This is a genomic window from Alteromonas ulvae, assembly GCF_048987005.1.
Taxonomy (GTDB): domain Bacteria; phylum Pseudomonadota; class Gammaproteobacteria; order Enterobacterales; family Alteromonadaceae; genus Alteromonas.
In genome coordinates, this window is sequence record NZ_CP185261.1 from 3,899,618 (window position 1) to 3,916,442 (window position 16,825).

Here is a 16,825-nt window from a genome sequence, read left to right on the forward strand (position 1 = left end):
GTTTATGCTTGAAAGCAAAGGCGACACGCTAACCAGAAAGTAAGAAGAGAATACATGCCACAGATTAATTGCAAGGTTGCAAGCATTACGCCTTTAACCGATGTAGTCCAAAAAGTTGAGCTAACGTTACCAGAAGCAGTAGCGTTTAAGGCGGGTCAATACGCCATGGTGGTGATGGGTGAAAAAGACATGCGCCCGTTTTCTATCGCTAACCCGGCCTATGACAATAAGAGAGTAGAACTTCACATTGGGGCAGAGCCAGGCAACAGCTACGCTGGTGAAGTGTTAGCGCGCATGCAGCAAGACGGGGAAATAACCCTCAGTCTGGGCCATGGCGATGCGTTCTTGCAAAGTAATAGTTTACCTATGGTGCTTATTGCTGGCGGTACGGGGTTTTCTTACACCTATTCTATCTTAAAAGAGCACTTACAAAGCGGCGATAAAACACCATTAACGCTGTATTGGGGTGGTAAGCACGCTGACGATCTTTATTTGGCCGATGAGCTTAGCGCCCTTGCTGATGCTCACGACCATTTTACCTTTGTACCTGTGGTAGAGTTTGCTAGTGACGACTGGACAGGAAGAACGGGTTGGGTTCACCATGCGGCAATGGCCGACCACGCCGACTTTGGCGAGGTTCAGGTATATGTTGCTGGTCGCTTTGAGATGGCCAAAGTCGTTCGCGATGATTTCACGCAGCGCGGCTTAAAAGTAGAGAACTTATATGGTGATGCCTTTGCCTTTATTTAAGGCTTGCCACCACTTGTAGTCTTGTGAAAGCCGACTGATGCCTGTCGGCTTTTTTGTGCCCTGTCTTATAACCTTTGATGCTACCTGTTTTTTCTGCAAATACATGCTGCTTTTGTTCACTTTCCCACCCGTATTGGCTACACACGCGTCAAACTTGAATCCAGTCGCCAACATTTAGCCTAAATAATTCAAACGTGACGCAGGCGCTCTGTACTAACACCAAGTATTGCGCTCTTACGCCCTTCAAATTCGATAACTAACCGCTGTACACGTTTACTCCAATTGTTCCTTTCTAACGTATCCGCTATGGTTGAGTAACCCTGTTACCCCGTGCTCAGTTAACAGCACCCTTGGAGAAAAGAATGATAAAAAATATTCCTACAACATTTAAAAGTGCAGGTCTTTCTGCGCTTTCTTTAGCACTTATAAGTACCTCTGCAATGAGTAATGCGCAGGCTGCAGAGAACACGCAAAAGGCAGCACTGTATGATATTGCCGCGTCTATTTCACCAGACAGAATAGAAGACGATATCACCACGCTGGTTAATTTTGGTACTCGCCACACCCTTTCTGACACCGAGTCTGATACTCGAGGTATCGGCGCGGCCCGACGCTGGATTAAATCTGAATTTGAGGAAATCTCTGCTCAGTGCGGCGGCTGCCTAGAAGTATATTTTCAGTCTGAAACCATAAGCGGTGAAAAGCGAATTCCCAACCCTACCGAGGTAGTCAGTGTTATTGCGGTTCAGCGCGGCGCTACAGATCCGGGACGCTATGTGATCATGTCTGGCGACATCGATTCTCGCGTGTCTGATGTTATGGATTTCACGTCTGACGCTCCTGGAGCCAACGACAATGCATCAGGTGTAGCAGGCACACTTGAGGCCGCACGAGTACTGTCGAAGTACACATTTAACGGCACCATTGTTTATGCCGCCCTGGCAGGCGAAGAGCAAGGCCTTTTTGGCGGCCGTATCATGGCTAACCAAGCTAAAAAAGACGGCTGGCGCATTAAAGCGGTACTTAACAACGACATGATTGGCAATATTGAAGGAGTAAATGGAGTTATCAACAACACTACAGCTCGTATTTTTGCTGAAGGTACACGAGTCACTGAAACCGAAGCGGAAGCAAGACGACGTCGCTTTACGGGTGGTGAAGTAGACTCGCCAAGCCGTAACTTGGCTCGTTATATAGACAAAGTAGCCGACCAATACATTGAAAATCTTGACACCATGGTGGTGTACCGTTTAGACAGATTTGGTCGAGGCGGTCATCACCGTCCGTTTAACGACTTGGGCTATCCGGGCATTCGCATTATGGAAACCAACGAAAACTACACGCGCCAGCATCAAGATTTACGTGAAGAAGATGGCATTAAGTACGGCGATACCCTCGATGGCGTTAATTTTGAATATGCTGCTAAATTAACTGGCTTGAACGCAGTAACCTTGGCCGCGATGGCCTGGGCGCCGAACCCACCTACAAATGTTTCAATTAAAGGTGCGGTAGAACCGTCCACAACGTTATTGTGGGATGCCTTAGACACAGCACAGAACCCTCAATTGAAAGGGTATAAAGTGTATTGGCGCCATACCGACGCGCCGCAGTGGGAATACAGCAAATTTGTTGGTGATGTTACTGAGGCCACACTTGAGAATGTGGTTATTGATAATTACTTCTTCGGCGTTGCCAGTGTAAACAAGGACGATGTTGAAAGCGTGGTCGTTTACCCAGGTCCCGCAGGTAGTTTTGGTGAATAAATTCGTTGAGTACGCTGGCCTAAGAGGCTCAATTAACAAAAAGAACAAAATCATCACCAATTAAATGACGAAGTGCTGCTTAAGTAATGGCGAGACCTTAAATACACCTATATTTAAAAATGCTCTTCATTAATGTGCAGCACTTGTTTTTAATCAAAAGAATTTAAGAAAAGCAGTTAACAATGTGTTCAAAACCGCCGCTTGAGGCGTGCAGTATTAAGTGAGGTTAATTTAGCCGTAGTGGATAAAACTTTATATCTGCCTTAGAGTGTATAAAGAAAGCCAATCCATGAAGTATTTTGAGGAGAAACATAACTTGCTCACAAAGCGTGTAAGTCGTTTTACGTTTACTACCACACTTGCATTTATCTTTTGCATGTCTGCCCTCTCTCACGCAAATGCCCAATTAGTGAAAGAGCGAAATACAATCACCCTTGCTGCTGCCCCTTTCGAAACTTACGTAAATGACGACGGAGAGCCAGCGAGAGTAAATACTTTAGTCTCTACTATCCTTGCTCAAAGTGGCACGGATGCTAATCTAAAAGTTATGCGCGAGGCGTTTTTAGGAAGCGCTGTACGTGCTGGAAAAGTGGATGGAGAATATGCCTTTTTAGATATGGGTCAGCAAACGGAAGGCGTAATAACATCAAACGTGTTTTTACCTCTATACCTTTATGCAGCCAGTAAAAGCGCCGATGTAGGGCAAATAAAGATTTTTCAGCATTTAAAAAGCAATCGCGTGGCGATAGAAAATCGCTTTGCCAACACCCCGAATTTCAGGCTTATTAAAGACATAAAATGGTCGCGTAACCCGTCTACTTTTGACGCGTTTCGCCAGCTAGCCGACGATAGAGCGCCCTACTTAATTACATCTGAATTGCTACTAAGAGAGTTTAATACCCTACTTGCAAACGATAGGGAGGAAACCCTGCACTATTCTGCAAAGCCTTTAATGGAAAGCGGGTTTCAACTAGCGATAAGAGATGACGTGGCAAATGCAAAGCACATTATTGATAACTTTAATACTGCTGTATCTACCATGCAACGAAACGGCCAGTACAATAAACTCCTTCAAATAAGCTGGTTGCGTAAAGATATAAACCAAGACGGTATTGCTGATTACATTGGTCATTCAGACATTACCCGCGCTTCTAGCGTGCTAGAAACTGCCTATAACCTTGATACAACACCAGTTTCAGAAGAAAGTGTGTTTGTTATAAACGGTAACGTGTTCACTTCTAAAGCTGAGGCGTTAAAAACGCTACCCAATACAGAAGAGAAAAACGCCGAGGTGGAAAATAAATACACTATGGGGAGACGAGTTTCCTTACTTGATGCCACTACCTATGAAACGCTTTTAAAGCGCTGGTAAGCGTTTTAATTTAATGCTGTAGGCATTTTATCGAGCGCTTTGGGCTCACTTTTATTGAGCGCAAATCGCTCTCCAGCGCTGCGCTCGGGTTCTAAATAGGCGCCACAAGCAGTGTTATTAACAGTACAGCCGCCGTGTCCTGCCACTCACAGAGATGACTTACATATACATTTCTAATATAGTGAGTAACTCTTCGCCATCAACAGGCTTAGACACATAGTTATTAAAGCCCGCCTTGAGCGCTTTTACGCGGTCCGACGTATACGCATAGGCCGTTAGCGCCACCGCGTTAAGCGACGATATTTGCGTAAACTCACTGGTGCGAATCTTCAGCACTAGCCCAAGCCCATCGAGTTCTGGCATACCAATGTCGGACAGTACAAGGTCAAACGCCTCTGGCATTTCGTTGATTTCTTTCCACGCAAGCAAGCCGTTTTTCACCACGTTAACCCGGGCCCCGTTAGACTCTAAAAAGAGTTTGATAAAGTCTCTGGCATCTTTTTCATCTTCAGCAACAAGGATCCGCAAACCGCTTAGTCGAAGCGATGGCGTTAACTCGCTTATCTCAGTGTTTTTTACCTCTATAATCTCATCAAACATATTTAGCGGCGCTATAGGTAGCGACACAAAAAAGGTTGTCCCTGTATTAGGGCCATCGCTTTCTGCGTAAATTTCTCCGCCGTGCATTTCAACTAGGCTCTTTACAATAGAAAGACCTAGTCCTAGCCCATTCTTGTTGTGTTCGTTTTTGCCCTGATAGAAACGCTCAAACACATGAGATAGTTGTTCGCGGGTCATGCCCTTTCCATTGTCTTTCACTTTGAAAAGGTAATTTGAATGTTCCCGTCTCCCTTTAATATGAACCGTACCGCCTTTCGAAGTAAATTTCAGAGCATTACTCAACAGGTTATTAATAACCTGCTTAATTCGTAAATTGTCACCCAATATTTGGGTGTGCTCGTCCTCACAATGAATCGATAGCTGGATATTCTTGCCCGCGAATCCGGCTTCAAACGACTTTGCTACCTCTGAAATAGAATGGGTTAATTTTAATGAGTGGGTAGATAGCTTCATTGTGCCCGAAATGATCCGCGACAGATCGAGAATATCGTTAATCAATGCCGCTTGAGTAGATGCGGCTCGCTTAATAACGCCAAGGGCATCTTTCATTCTATCGACGTTTTCCATATCCATCAGCGCCAAATCGGTCCAGCCCACAATCGAATTAAGTGGTGAGCGCAGCTCGTGAGAAATGCTGGCTAAGAACTGGTCTTTTGCCTTATCAAGCTCTTCAAGCTTACTGATTTGCTTATCAAGGGACGATTTTAAACTCAGCGCATAAGGAATAAATAGGTGGTCGAACCCTTCAATTATTAACTTATCGTCTTCGGTCCAATCCACCGATTCATCGGCCACACTTTGCAGGTAAAGCTCGAATGAGTTCCGGGGCGTTAACGATTTAAGCTTGTCCTGTTTCGCAGCATCACGACCTGCCCAACGAATGGTTTTATCACGTTGCTCTCTGAACCACACCGTGTAGTAGCCAAGCTTTGCAGACACGCACGATATGTACATGCCTCGAATACCATTGAGTTTGCACGATTCCGTCACCTGTTCCGCCAGCCTATTTAACATAACGGACTGCTCAGAGTTTGGCGTGGCAAATTTTTCTAGCAGTTTCATTACCGTAGATTCTGATGGCGTTTTGCCCACAAAGTAATGACTTGATGGTGTTATCACCGCCATGCCGCAGGCATCAGCAACCTGCAGCAGTTCTTTTTCTTTTTGTGTTATGGCATCGAGTGGATTTGAATAGGACGTTAGCTGGTGAACAATGCTATTCAATGAACGCTGGCGATTCTGAAAATGCTCCTTTTTTTCGTGAAGTGTTTTCGTATGCAGTTGCCATGCGTAAAGGTGCCCGAGTGATTCACAGACTAGGCGCTTTTTCTGGTCCACATATATAGGCTGCTTACTATGACACGCTATTAGCCCCCACAGCTTGCCCTCAAATACGAGAGATACAGAAAAAGACGATCGAACCCCCATATTTTTAAGATACGTGATATGAGTAGGAGAGACTGAGCGTACCATAGACATAGAAAGATCGAGCGGCGGACGCTCAGACTCTTCAATACTAGGTAACAATGGAATTGCTGCCTCGTTGACATCGAATACGCAGCGTACGCGGTTCAACAAATAAAGTTCTCTGGCCTGCTGTGGAATATCGGTTGCTGGAAACTTAAGACCTTTAAACGATTTACTTTCAGGTTCGATGGCCTCGCCGATGACCTCGCCGCAATAATCATCGTCGAATTGATAAACCATAACGGCATCAAAACCCACATAGTCTTGAAAATATCGTGCAATACTATCTGCCACATCGCCGATGGAATCGCGATCATCCACATCAGGCAATAGCGCACGTAGGTCCATATCCATAGGTACCCACTGCTGCGCTGCTTCATAGCTTAACTGTGGCGTTGGCTCTAATTCGATGACTAATAAGCCGTTAGATTCATATGCTACTCCACTGCCTTCTTTTTCCCAGTTTTCTAGCCAGAGCGCATTTTCTGCAAATTGCCACTGATAGGCGTGACGCACTTTGCCAACGTTTACTGCGTCAAAAATGGTTTTAAAGGTATGAGCTTCTGGGTTGGGAATGGTAAAGAGCTCTGTAATAAGGGTTTCACCGGGAACAATGTTGACCTTGAACAATTCGCGAATATTACTGCTTACAACCTGAATGGTTTTATCTGCCGGATTAAGGGCTATCACGTAACCGAAGCTTTGCACACTTTCGATAAGGTGAATGGGTTCGTCTGCACAATGCTGGTTTGATTGTGGCGAAGCTTGACTCATAGTGGAAACCTTTTTTCTGATACACCACTATCTAGCAAGAGATGAGGCGTCATTCAGGCGCGACTAGAAGGCCCCTGATAGAATAATTAATATGACATGGTAAATGGTATTCTGCCAATAATCACTTTTTTGCACCATTTTTAAGATTAAATGCTACAGATGTACAAAATATTTGGACGAATCGACTTTTCGTCAAGATGGTAACTTGCTGTTCGTGCTTTTTAGGAATAAACACGTAACGACGCTTCCAATGCATAAGCCGGTAGCAATAAGCACGAAAGTGTATACCGGAAGCATTTGCAATGTGCTGCCTAAATAAGTGACTAAGTAAGCCCCTGCAGCAGCGCCGGTTAAATGAAAAAAGCCAATCAATGCGGCTAAAAAACCCGCTGATTTATCTGAAAAGCTCAACATAATAGTGACGCTACATGGCATAGCGATACCAATAAAAAAGAAAGTGATATAACTGAAGACGAGCAACATAACTAATCCGTTAAAATTTAAAAGAAATGTCAGCCCACTAATGAGTATTGATAGACTCAGTATGGCAACACTCGACAATCTAAATTTTAGTATGGGAGGCAACGTAGATAAGCGAATATTGAATAGGCTACCTGCGACGAAAGCGAGCGTTGCGAGAAGTGAATGAACAGAAAATAACGTTTTGCTTAGTCCATGCTGCTCCAGAATTATCGATGGCGCGATAGTGACGAAACAAAACACAATGCCATAGAGTAATCCACTTGCCACGCCCACCAAGATAATCGGCGCACTCCTTTTTTTAATCAACCAGATGGTTTCAACTAAAACGTTCGATGTAGCCGCCGGACTGTGAAGTGAAATAGTGGGAGAAGTTATTAAAAGAAGTAATAAGGCCGCCCCCCCTATCGCTAAGACGAAATAGAAGATAGCAGAAATTCCTAATTGCTCTCCAATTACGGTACCTAGTAGTGGGGCGATGGCAGGTGCAACGGCGAAGGCGATATTTGTAATAGAGAGTGAAATACTCAGCTGTCTTTCATTGAATATCTGCCTGGATAGGCCCCGTGACACTGACACTCCAACGCCTCCCCCCAGCCCTTGCACAATTCTACCGAAAAGAAAGGCGCTATCTGAGTCAGCCAACGCAACTAAAAGAGTGCCGCCCATGAATACTAAGATGCCACATAGCAAAAAAAACAGCTTGCTTATGTAATCACAAAGAATACCAGACAGTAACTGTGAACCTGAAAAAGCGATTAGAAAGATAGCCACACTCTTTTCTATAAGGCTAACGTGACTGTCGTAGGTATGGGCTAGATCGAGAAAGAAAGGAGTATAGATGCTAGTGGAAACCTGCCCCAGCACAGACAGTAACGCGAATGTACATATTACCAAGTAAAAGTGGTGCCGAGAAAGGGTCGATGCCATGTAAAGAAACCGAAAAGCGCTGAAACGTCCTAAGTAAAAGCTTACTTCTCTCGTGTGACAGTTTAACTATCACTCCTGTACCCTTTGCTCCTGTGCCCATTTACCCTTATGCATGGCGAAGCGACGTATTTATGAAACCATATTAATGTCAAAAAAGATTGATCTGCATCAAATAGAATATTAAACTTTCAGTAATTTCTGAAACTTCAATAGGCGCATAAAATGAAGATGACACCTTTGATCACATCAGCAGTCATGCACTTTGGTGAAATGGGAAGTCGGTGGGGCTTTAACAGAACAGTAGGTCAGATTTTGGCGCTTATTGTGTTAAACGAAGAACCTATTTCTGCACAGGAAATTGCTGATGCACTGAATATCTCACGCGGCAATACCAGTATGGGTTTGAAAGAACTTCAGTCGTGGAGACTCGTCAAACAGCATTTAGTACCTGGTGAACGCAAAGAGTTTTTTATTCCTGCAGGCGATATTTGGACGTTGGCTAATCGCGTTTTTGAAGAACGAAGAAAACGAGAAATAGACCCTACCCTGAGTTTACTGCGGGATTTACTGCTTGATGAGCCTGCAAACGGCACGGAAGCCGGTGCACAAAATAAGCTCAATGAAATACACGATTTATTGGAATCAATTACGGCGTGGTCTGAAGAGCTACAAAACCTTGGACCAGAAAAACTTAATACGCTAATGAAGCTCGGTTCTGGCGTAGGCCGTATGCTTGACTTCAAGGATAAGATTTTACCGGGTAAAAATAGCGTTAATTAAGGAGACGTTCTGTGGATGCTTTCTTGCTGTCTCGATTACAGTTTGCTTTGAATATCAGTTTTCATATTCTATTTCCCACCATTACCATGGCGATGGGGTGGTTTCTTTTCTACTTTAAAATTCGCTCAAACACATCTGGTCACCCTGTATGGATGCGTATGTATCGATTCTGGGTACGGGTGTTCGCGCTAAGCTTCGCACTAGGTGTGGTGAGCGGTGTCACCATGTCTTTTCAGTTTGGCACAAACTGGCCTGGCTTTATGGAAAAAGTGGGTAATGTAGCAGGCCCGTTGCTTGGGTATGAAGTGCTCACCGCTTTTTTCTTAGAAGCCACGTTTTTAGGTATTATGCTATTTGGTATTCGCAGAGTACCTAATTGGCTGCATACCACGTCCACACTTATTGTCGCCCTTGGCACCACAACGTCTGCATTTTGGATCTTAGCGCTGAATAGTTGGATGCAGACACCACAAGGGTTTGAGGTCGTTGACGGTGTGGTTTACGCCACTAATTGGAAAGAAATAATATTTAATCCATCGTTCCCCTATCGCTTTGTTCATATGATGTTGGCATCGGGGTTAACAGCAAGCTTTTTGATTGCTGGGCTATCAGCTTACAGAATGTTAAAAGGTGACGATAAACTTGCGCCAAAGCTTGCCCTAAAAACGGCTACTTACACAGCAGCTGTGCTTATACCGCTACAAATATTTGCAGGCGACATGCATGGGCTTAACACCCTCGAGCACCAACCGCAAAAAGTAGCCGCGATGGAAGGACTGTGGGAAACCACCGAGGGTGCGCCGCTGCTGTTGTTTGCTATACCTGATGAGGAAGGCAGAGAGAACCATTTCGAAATTCCTATTCCCTATGCAGCCAGTTTGATCCTTACCCACGAATTAAAAGGCGAAATAAAAGGCCTCAATGAGTTTGAGGGAGAACACCCTCCAGTTGCACCTGTATTTTATGGCTTTAGGGTAATGGTGGGCATGGGCATGTTAATGCTGGCAGTGTCGTGGTTAGGCAGTATTTACTTAATGCGTAACCGTTCATTCCCAGTGTGGTTAAAGCGTACCTTTGCCGGCATGGCATTTAGCGGCTGGGTAGCAACCCTTGCAGGCTGGTATGTGACAGAAATTGGCAGACAGCCCTATCTTGTGAGCGGCGTGTTAAAAACCACTGACGCAGTAACGCAGCTACCGCCGAGTAACATCGCTATATCATTTACTCTGTACGCTGTTATCTACAGCGGATTACTCATCGCCTATATTGGCACCTTAATGCTGATGTGCCGCCGAGCGGTTGAGATTGAAGAAATTACCGCTGAAGAGCGTGAAATCGCAAAAGCAAAGAAAAGCCCTAACAACATTCAACCCGTAACGGCGTAAGGAGCAGCTATGTTTGAACATGTTTCACCTGAGATGCTCGGCAATATCTATGTGGGCTTATTGGGCTTGTCGGTTTTACTTTATGCCATATTAGACGGCTACGACTTGGGTGTGGGCGTGCTTATACCACCGCGCACCGAAGCCTTTAGAGACGATATGATCGCCTCTATTGGCCCATACTGGGATGCCAATGAAACCTGGTTAGTACTCGCAGTAGGCTTGTTACTCATTGCTTTTCCTGAAGCGCATAGCGAAGTATTGCAAACTTTATATCTGCCAGCCACGTTTATGCTGCTGGGGCTTATTTTACGAGGCGTTGCCTTCGACTTTCGTGCAAAGGTAGTACAAGTGAATAAGCGTAAGTGGGACTTAGTGTTTAAGTATGGCTCTTTGCTGACTACCCTTGCCCAAGGCTACATGCTAGGTATTTATGTTACTGGACTTCGCACCGATTTGTGGGCACAAGCGTTTGCAATATTAGCGGCACTGGGCGTAACCGCCGCATACGCGTTTATTGGCTCGTGCTGGCTTATCTTAAAGTCGGAAGGTGAATTGCAGCAAAAAGCCTATTACTGGGCAAAACGTGGGTTAGGTATATTAGCGCTGGGTATTGTATCGGTAAGTATTGCCAATCTATCTCTGCATGAAGAGGTGCGCGACTTGTGGCTATCGGCGCCATGGGGAGTCATGCTATTTGCCATTCCGGTTACCTGCTTTGCGCTATTAACACTGTGCGGGGTGCTGCTTAAAAAGCTTCCCCATAGTGATGGCAAAGGAGAATGGCTACCGTTCTTCATCGCATTGTTAGTGTTTCTACTGTGCTTTACCGCGTTTGCCATTAGTTATTACCCGTTCATTATTCCAGGGCAAATGATGATATCTGACGCGCTTAGTGATGCCAGTTCGCTGCGATTTTTACTCGTTGGTGTGGTAGTTGTGGTGCCTGTTATCTTGGCTTACACCGTGATGGTATACAAAATCTTCTCTGGAAAGTCAGAAAAGTTGTCTTACTACTAGCTTTTACTAGGTAACCGTCAATTGCAATATTATTAAAATAGCTGGGGGCTGGTGATAGGCCCCCTTTTTTATGTTCGCTGGGTTATAAGTGTGTGAGAGGTACCGCAGTGGTATATTTAATTTGCTCCATTGCAAAACTCGAGGTGACGTCTGAAAAGGCGATGCCGCTTACCAGCCGTTTGTAGAAGTGATCAAAACAGGCCATATCAGTGACCAGCACTTTTAACAGGTAATCATACTCACCGGACATACGATAGCATTCTACCACCTCATCAAAAGAGGAGGCATGCTGCGAGAACGTCGATAGCCACTTTCCATCGTGACTCCCGGCTTTAACTTGCACAAACACGGTCATTGTGAGGCCTAGCGTTTGCGCTTGCAGTAAGGCCACTCGGCGAGAAATAATACCGGTTGCTTCTAATTTTTGAATCCTGCGCCAACAGGGTGTGGAGGTTAATCCCACTTGTTCAGCTATTTGTGCAACAGGCGTTTCTGCATCTTGCTGTAAAATACTTAAGATGGTGCGATCGATAGCATCAATATTGATGTTTTTCATATAGTTACATATTTTCATTTCGTTGATGCTGTACAACGTTTACCAGCGGCGTTATTTGTTCAGTCGATAGGGCGACGGTTGTGTCGGCTGTTAACACGACCGTAAAGATGGCTTCTTGCGCGACGATAAATTAGCGCAACATTGAAGCCGTAAGCACCTATAGCACTGATTACAGCCACCAAGGCTGAGTAAAATCAATGCTCCCCTCAGCTAATTCATATTGGTACGGCGGCGTAAACGGCGCCCAAAATCCCTCATTAAATGATTTATCGAGGATAGTAAATTTACCCGCTCGCTCATAGTCCTTTAGTATCTTGTAATAGGCTCCAACAGGTAGCTGCGGGTTAGACTGGCGAAAGACTACCTCGCCGCCATAGGTGTTATACATGTGCTTTTCTGCAAGAAAAATCATAACTTGGCGTTCGGCAACATCGTTACTAATAACATTGTCTTTAGCGCTACCCGCAAATTTAGTTTTAAATTTTGCAACTAACGCAGCATCAATCGCGAGGTTATGTTGTACGAAGTAGTCGTCCAGCACACCTTCAATAATAAGCTCTGATAATTTCGTTAGACTGGCAAGAGTCGCCATGGCGTTTTGTTCGTCCCTACTATTTGCTTGTGAAGCCATTTTTGCTAATACCGCGTCACTAGGAGTTATATCTTTTGCGGTAATCGATTTATCGAAGAGCGTAGCGACTACAACAGATTGCTCGTTATCACTCGACTCGCTTTTCTGCGAAGATTCAGATACGGGTGTGGGCGTAGCTGTTGTTTGAGCAGCAGTGGCGGTGCCGAAAACGAACCCAAGACTCAACAGCATACCTACCACCACACTTCTTCCTGCGCTTATCGAATGAGAGATTGAGAAAAATTGAGAGCCTAGCAAACCGATGATCATAATGAATACCCTAAACCTTATATAGAAATATGCCCAAAAAATACGGCCTGTGACGGTTTGTTTACAACTTGGTCAAAGCTAATACACCAACACCTCTAGCAGAACCTATAATTCAGACTTTAAACATCATTCAACTACTGAGTTTAGTAGAACACTTTACATCACAAAATAGCAATACAAAGCCACTAATTCAAAAAGTGAAGTTTCGTTAACGAGGGAGTATTTTTGGGAGTAGGTACGTAACAATGCGCCCATAGCGAGTGTAAAAATACGTAATTAAACAGCATTATTTGGGGAGAAAAACAGCCGATATATAAGGTGGAGCGGAAAGAAAAATGGCGGTCTAATTGACCGCCATTTTTGAATTTCTTAGATAGCTTGCACGTTAGCAGCTTGAAGACCTTTTTGACCTTCTTCAACTTCAAATTCTACGCGCTGACCTTCTGGAAGAGTTTTGTAACCTTCAGAGATAATTGCACGGAAATGAACGAAAACGTCCTTGCCGCCATTATCTTGAGTAAGAAAACCATAACCTTTATCAGCGTTAAACCACTTAACGGTGCCTGTAACTTTAGACATGTCGTATAGACCTCAAATATCGTAATAAATTGCGCAAAAAAGCGCGTGTAACTGTGTTTCTATTGGTCTTTAAATTGGCGGAGTATTGAGGCTTACTTACGAATGGACTAACAACAGACACAAATTACAAGGTAACTCGAGCAGTTTATACACGTAGCGACATATAGCAAATAACACAAATCTCGTCTATTCAAAGACTCTGGCAAACAGCCACCGCCACTATAACACTGTTGGGAACAATTAACATACTAATTAATGGCTTATTAACCAGATTCATAAAAAGTTCATTATTGCACTGGCATTATTGACGGCTATTCCGCCAAGATAAGAACCAAAAAACAGTACCAATCAAACCACTAAATGCAGGGAAATACCACGAAATGTCGTAAACTGGAAGAATTGCTGCAAGCAAAATAAACGTGCCACCAACCACGCTTAAATGAGTGGTCTGAGTAGTTCTTTTTTGCTCTTGAAGCAGCGCTGCAGCAGCTTTTTGGTGCTGTAATGGCATCCGTTTTATGTGTTGTAAACCGTCATAAAGTAAATCTGGCATCTCGGGCAATTTTTCAGACCAAAACGGCAAGTTGGCTTTCACCTTCCCCATCATGGCGGAAAACCCAATTTGCTCTTTCATCCAGTTTTCTAAAAACGGTTTCGCCGTCTTCCATAAGTCCAGCTGCGGATACAGCTGCCTTCCTAATCCTTCTACATACAACAAGGTTTTCTGCAACAGCACTAGTTGTGGCTGCACGACCATGTCGAAACGGCGTGCTGTATTAAATAGCTGCAGCAATACATTGCCAAACGAAATCTCAGCTAACGGCTTTTGAAAGATAGGTTCGCATACCGTACGAATGGCCATTTCGAATTCATCAATATTGGTGTCTTGGGGTACCCAACCAGAATCGGCATGTAGCTGCGCTACTTTGCGGTAGTCTCGATTAAAAAAGGCAATAAAATTCTCGGCCAAATAGCGCTTATCTTCTTTATTTAAGGTACCTACAATGCCAAAATCGATAGCGATATATTTAGGGTTATCTGGGTGTTCGGTGGAAACAAAAATATTGCCAGGGTGCATGTCAGCATGAAAAAAGCTGTCGCGGAATACTTGGGTAAAGAACACCTCTACCCCGCGCTCTGCTAACTTTTTTAAATTGGTATTCTGCGCTATTAAAGCGTCGATATTTGAAATGGGAATACCGTAAATTCGCTCCATAACGAGCACATTGTGACGACAGTAATCGCTGTAAATTTTGGGTACATACAAGGCATCAGAGCCCTTAAAGTTGCTGCCTAACTGAATACCGTTGGCCGATTCACGCAGTAAATCAAGCTCATCCACGATGGTCTTGCGATATTCCACCACCACTTCAACCGGGCGCAACCTTCTGCCATCGGGAAGCCAGCGCTGAATAATATTGGCAAAGGTAAACAGAAGCTCCATGTCTGCCACTATGGTGTCTCGAATATCGGGACGCAGTACTTTTACCACCACATCTTCGTTATTTGCCTTTAATTTTGCTGCATGCACCTGCGCGATAGACGCTGATGCTAAAGGCGCTTCTTCAAATTCACTGAACAGTTCGCTGAGTTCGTTTAAGCCTAAAGAGGACTTGATGATCGCCTGGGCCGCTTGTGAAGAAAAAGGCGGCACTTTATCTTGTAAACGAGCGAGCTCATTGGCAATAGAGGGTGCTAATAAATCTCGACGGGTTGACAGCATTTGGCCAAACTTGATGAATACCGGCCCTAAGCTTTGTAGCGCAAGCGTAATTCTTTCGCCTTGAGATTTTCCTTTATGTTTGTTGCGCACCCAAAAAATACTGTGACGCAATAAACGTGCATACCATGGCAACCACTTTGCAGGAATTAATTCGTCGAGGCCGTGCTCTAATAGCACTCGATTAATTTGATATAGCCTAACAATTCGCATGCGAGTCTCTTATTTAAGTCGTTCTTCTAAATGGCGTAGCTTAGCGTCTAAACGCTCGGTGCTATCTCGCAGCGCACTGACTTCATCGCTAAAATGCATGACCGCAAGCTTATGTGCAGCCAACTTTTTTTCTTCCACTATGGCATTGCCAAACACATCACCCATGTTGGCAAGCATCGACATGGATTTTTCATGAAAGGCTTTTACCGTTTTCACCGACTGATGAGCAAAAACGTCATTTGTTCTAATAGCAATAAGCTCTTCAACATCGATGTCGAGATTTTGTAACAGGCTGCTTACCTGTTGCGCCACGTTTAACTCACCTTCTAAATACAGCGCTTTTTGCTGAATAAGGCGAGTTAACTGACTGGTTTCTTTTAACGCTGGCAATGTATCTAATGACGTTTTAATACAACAATCTTTGGCACCTAACTGCGATTTTACTGCTTTAAAGTCATCATGCTCTATTAACACGTCAACTCTGTCAGAAAAGACTAGGGTAATACCAAATGGGATAGGAGATAAAAACGCAGTCATCCGCGAACCGTCAAGCGCAGCGAGTCTCGCCTTACTGTCGCTGTCTAACGCTAGCAATTTATTGATAGCCGTCTCTAGCGTAACCGCAAAAAGTGCAGATGCCGGCATTAAAATTTATAACCTCGGTGAAGCGCTACAATACCGCCCGTTAAGTTCTGGTAGTCGCACTGCTCAAACCCGGCCTCTTCAAACATGCCCTTTAATGTGTCTTGGTCTGGGTGCATACGAATACTCTCAGCTAGGTACTGGTAGCTCTCTGCATCATTCGCTACCAGTTGCCCCATTTTAGGAAGCAGATGAAACGAATACATGTCATAAAGCTTACTAAGCTGTTCAGAAGTGGGTTTAGAAAACTCTAGCACCAACAAGCGCCCACCAGGCTTGAGCACGCGATAGATGGAATGAAGCGCATTTTGTTTTTCAGTCACATTTCGCAGGCCAAACGCCATGGTAACCACATCGAAATGGTTGTCAGGAAATGGCAGGGCTTCTGCATCCGCTTGAACGTAGTCGATGTTGTTCACCAATCCGCGATCGCGCAGCTTATCTCGACCTACCTTAAGCATGGATAAATTGATGTCGGCAAGGGTTACTCGGCCACTAGGGCCCACTAATCGAGAGAACTTAGCGGTTAAGTCTCCAGTGCCGCCGGCAATATCGAGCACCTTATTTCCAGTGCGTACACCTGAGCAATCGATAGTAAAACGCTTCCACAAGCGATGGACGCCCATAGACATCAAATCGTTCATTACATCGTATTTAGCAGCGACAGAATCAAAAACGTTGGCAACTAAAGACGCCTTTTTTTCTTTTTCTACTTGCTTAAAACCAAAGTGCGTCGTTTGATCTGTAGCTTGCTCTGCCGTTTGTTCCACATCGTGTTCCAGCACATGCGCCCCAGAGGGAGAATGCTCGGGTGAAGAGTGCACATCACCCACTGCTGAGGTCTTATTGTCGCTCATGACGTTCCTATTGCTAAC

General features: G+C 44.5%; 14 protein-coding genes. 6 read left to right on the forward strand and 8 right to left on the reverse strand.

The annotated features are described in order from the left end of the window. Positions 1 to 54 precede the first annotated feature (54 nt). The 3 genes from fre to ACOJR9_RS16895 all read left to right on the forward strand — a co-directional run bounded on the left by fre (position 55) and on the right by ACOJR9_RS16895 (position 3,885). A complete protein-coding gene (gene fre / locus ACOJR9_RS16885; RefSeq protein ID WP_420934054.1) occupies positions 55 to 750 on the forward strand; it encodes an NAD(P)H-flavin reductase in 696 nt (231 codons plus the stop codon). Positions 751 to 1,190: 440 nt separating this feature from the next. Further along, positions 1,191 to 2,513, forward strand: coding sequence for a M28 family metallopeptidase (locus ACOJR9_RS16890; protein ID WP_420936160.1), 1,323 nt, complete (start codon positions 1,191 to 1,193; stop codon positions 2,511 to 2,513). Positions 2,514 to 2,802: 289 nt separating this feature from the next. Further along, positions 2,803 to 3,885, forward strand: coding sequence for a hypothetical protein (locus ACOJR9_RS16895; protein WP_420934055.1), 1,083 nt, complete (start codon positions 2,803 to 2,805; stop codon positions 3,883 to 3,885). Between the two features lie 159 nt (positions 3,886 to 4,044). On the opposite strand, the gene ACOJR9_RS16900 is transcribed toward ACOJR9_RS16895, so the two are convergent. Beyond that, positions 4,045 to 6,747, reverse strand: coding sequence for an ATP-binding protein (locus tag ACOJR9_RS16900; protein ID WP_420934056.1), 2,703 nt, complete (start codon positions 6,745 to 6,747; stop codon positions 4,045 to 4,047). A gap of 192 nt (positions 6,748 to 6,939) precedes the next feature. Beyond that, positions 6,940 to 8,157 carry an MFS transporter gene (locus tag ACOJR9_RS16905; protein WP_420934057.1) on the reverse strand — a complete coding sequence of 406 codons (1,218 nt, stop codon included), beginning with the start codon at positions 8,155 to 8,157 and terminating at the stop codon, positions 6,940 to 6,942. 222 nt (positions 8,158 to 8,379) lie between these two features. On the opposite strand from ACOJR9_RS16905, the gene ACOJR9_RS16910 reads away from it, so the two are divergent. Genes ACOJR9_RS16910 through ACOJR9_RS16920 form a run of 3 tightly spaced genes read left to right on the forward strand, consistent with a single transcriptional unit; the run spans position 8,380 to position 11,339 of the window. After that, positions 8,380 to 8,937, forward strand: a complete 558-nt coding sequence (locus tag ACOJR9_RS16910) for a GbsR/MarR family transcriptional regulator (RefSeq protein WP_420934058.1) — start codon at positions 8,380 to 8,382, stop codon at positions 8,935 to 8,937. A gap of 11 nt (positions 8,938 to 8,948) precedes the next feature. Next, complete coding sequence (locus ACOJR9_RS16915) at positions 8,949 to 10,322, forward strand: cytochrome ubiquinol oxidase subunit I (protein ID WP_420934059.1); 1,374 nt, start codon at positions 8,949 to 8,951, stop codon at positions 10,320 to 10,322. Between the two features lie 9 nt (positions 10,323 to 10,331). Next, positions 10,332 to 11,339, forward strand: a complete 1,008-nt coding sequence (locus ACOJR9_RS16920) for a cytochrome d ubiquinol oxidase subunit II (protein ID WP_420934060.1) — start codon at positions 10,332 to 10,334, stop codon at positions 11,337 to 11,339. Positions 11,340 to 11,421: 82 nt separating this feature from the next. Here the strand turns inward: ACOJR9_RS16920 and ACOJR9_RS16925 are convergent, their stop codons facing one another. The 6 genes from ACOJR9_RS16925 to ubiE form a co-directional block, all read right to left on the reverse strand. Then, the gene (locus ACOJR9_RS16925; protein ID WP_420934061.1) at positions 11,422 to 11,895 is read right to left on the reverse strand and encodes an Lrp/AsnC family transcriptional regulator; all 474 of its coding nucleotides are present in this window, start codon (positions 11,893 to 11,895) and stop codon (positions 11,422 to 11,424) included. Positions 11,896 to 12,064: 169 nt separating this feature from the next. Next, positions 12,065 to 12,796 (reverse strand): hypothetical protein, encoded by a 732-nt coding sequence (locus ACOJR9_RS16930; RefSeq protein ID WP_420934062.1) that lies wholly within the window; start codon positions 12,794 to 12,796, stop codon positions 12,065 to 12,067. A 369-nt stretch (positions 12,797 to 13,165) separates the two neighbouring features. Continuing rightward, positions 13,166 to 13,375, reverse strand: coding sequence for a transcription antiterminator/RNA stability regulator CspE (gene cspE / locus ACOJR9_RS16935; protein ID WP_032094913.1), 210 nt, complete (start codon positions 13,373 to 13,375; stop codon positions 13,166 to 13,168). Positions 13,376 to 13,676: 301 nt separating this feature from the next. After that, positions 13,677 to 15,308 carry a ubiquinone biosynthesis regulatory protein kinase UbiB gene (gene ubiB / locus ACOJR9_RS16940; RefSeq protein ID WP_420934063.1) on the reverse strand — a complete coding sequence of 544 codons (1,632 nt, stop codon included), beginning with the start codon at positions 15,306 to 15,308 and terminating at the stop codon, positions 13,677 to 13,679. A gap of 9 nt (positions 15,309 to 15,317) precedes the next feature. Beyond that, positions 15,318 to 15,953, reverse strand: coding sequence for a ubiquinone biosynthesis accessory factor UbiJ (locus ACOJR9_RS16945; protein WP_420934064.1), 636 nt, complete (start codon positions 15,951 to 15,953; stop codon positions 15,318 to 15,320). Continuing rightward, on the reverse strand, positions 15,953 to 16,807 hold the full coding sequence (gene ubiE / locus ACOJR9_RS16950) for a bifunctional demethylmenaquinone methyltransferase/2-methoxy-6-polyprenyl-1,4-benzoquinol methylase UbiE (RefSeq protein WP_420934065.1): 855 nt from the start codon (positions 16,805 to 16,807) through the stop codon (positions 15,953 to 15,955). The genes ACOJR9_RS16945 and ubiE overlap by 1 nt, the downstream gene beginning before the upstream one ends. Positions 16,808 to 16,825 lie beyond the last annotated feature (18 nt).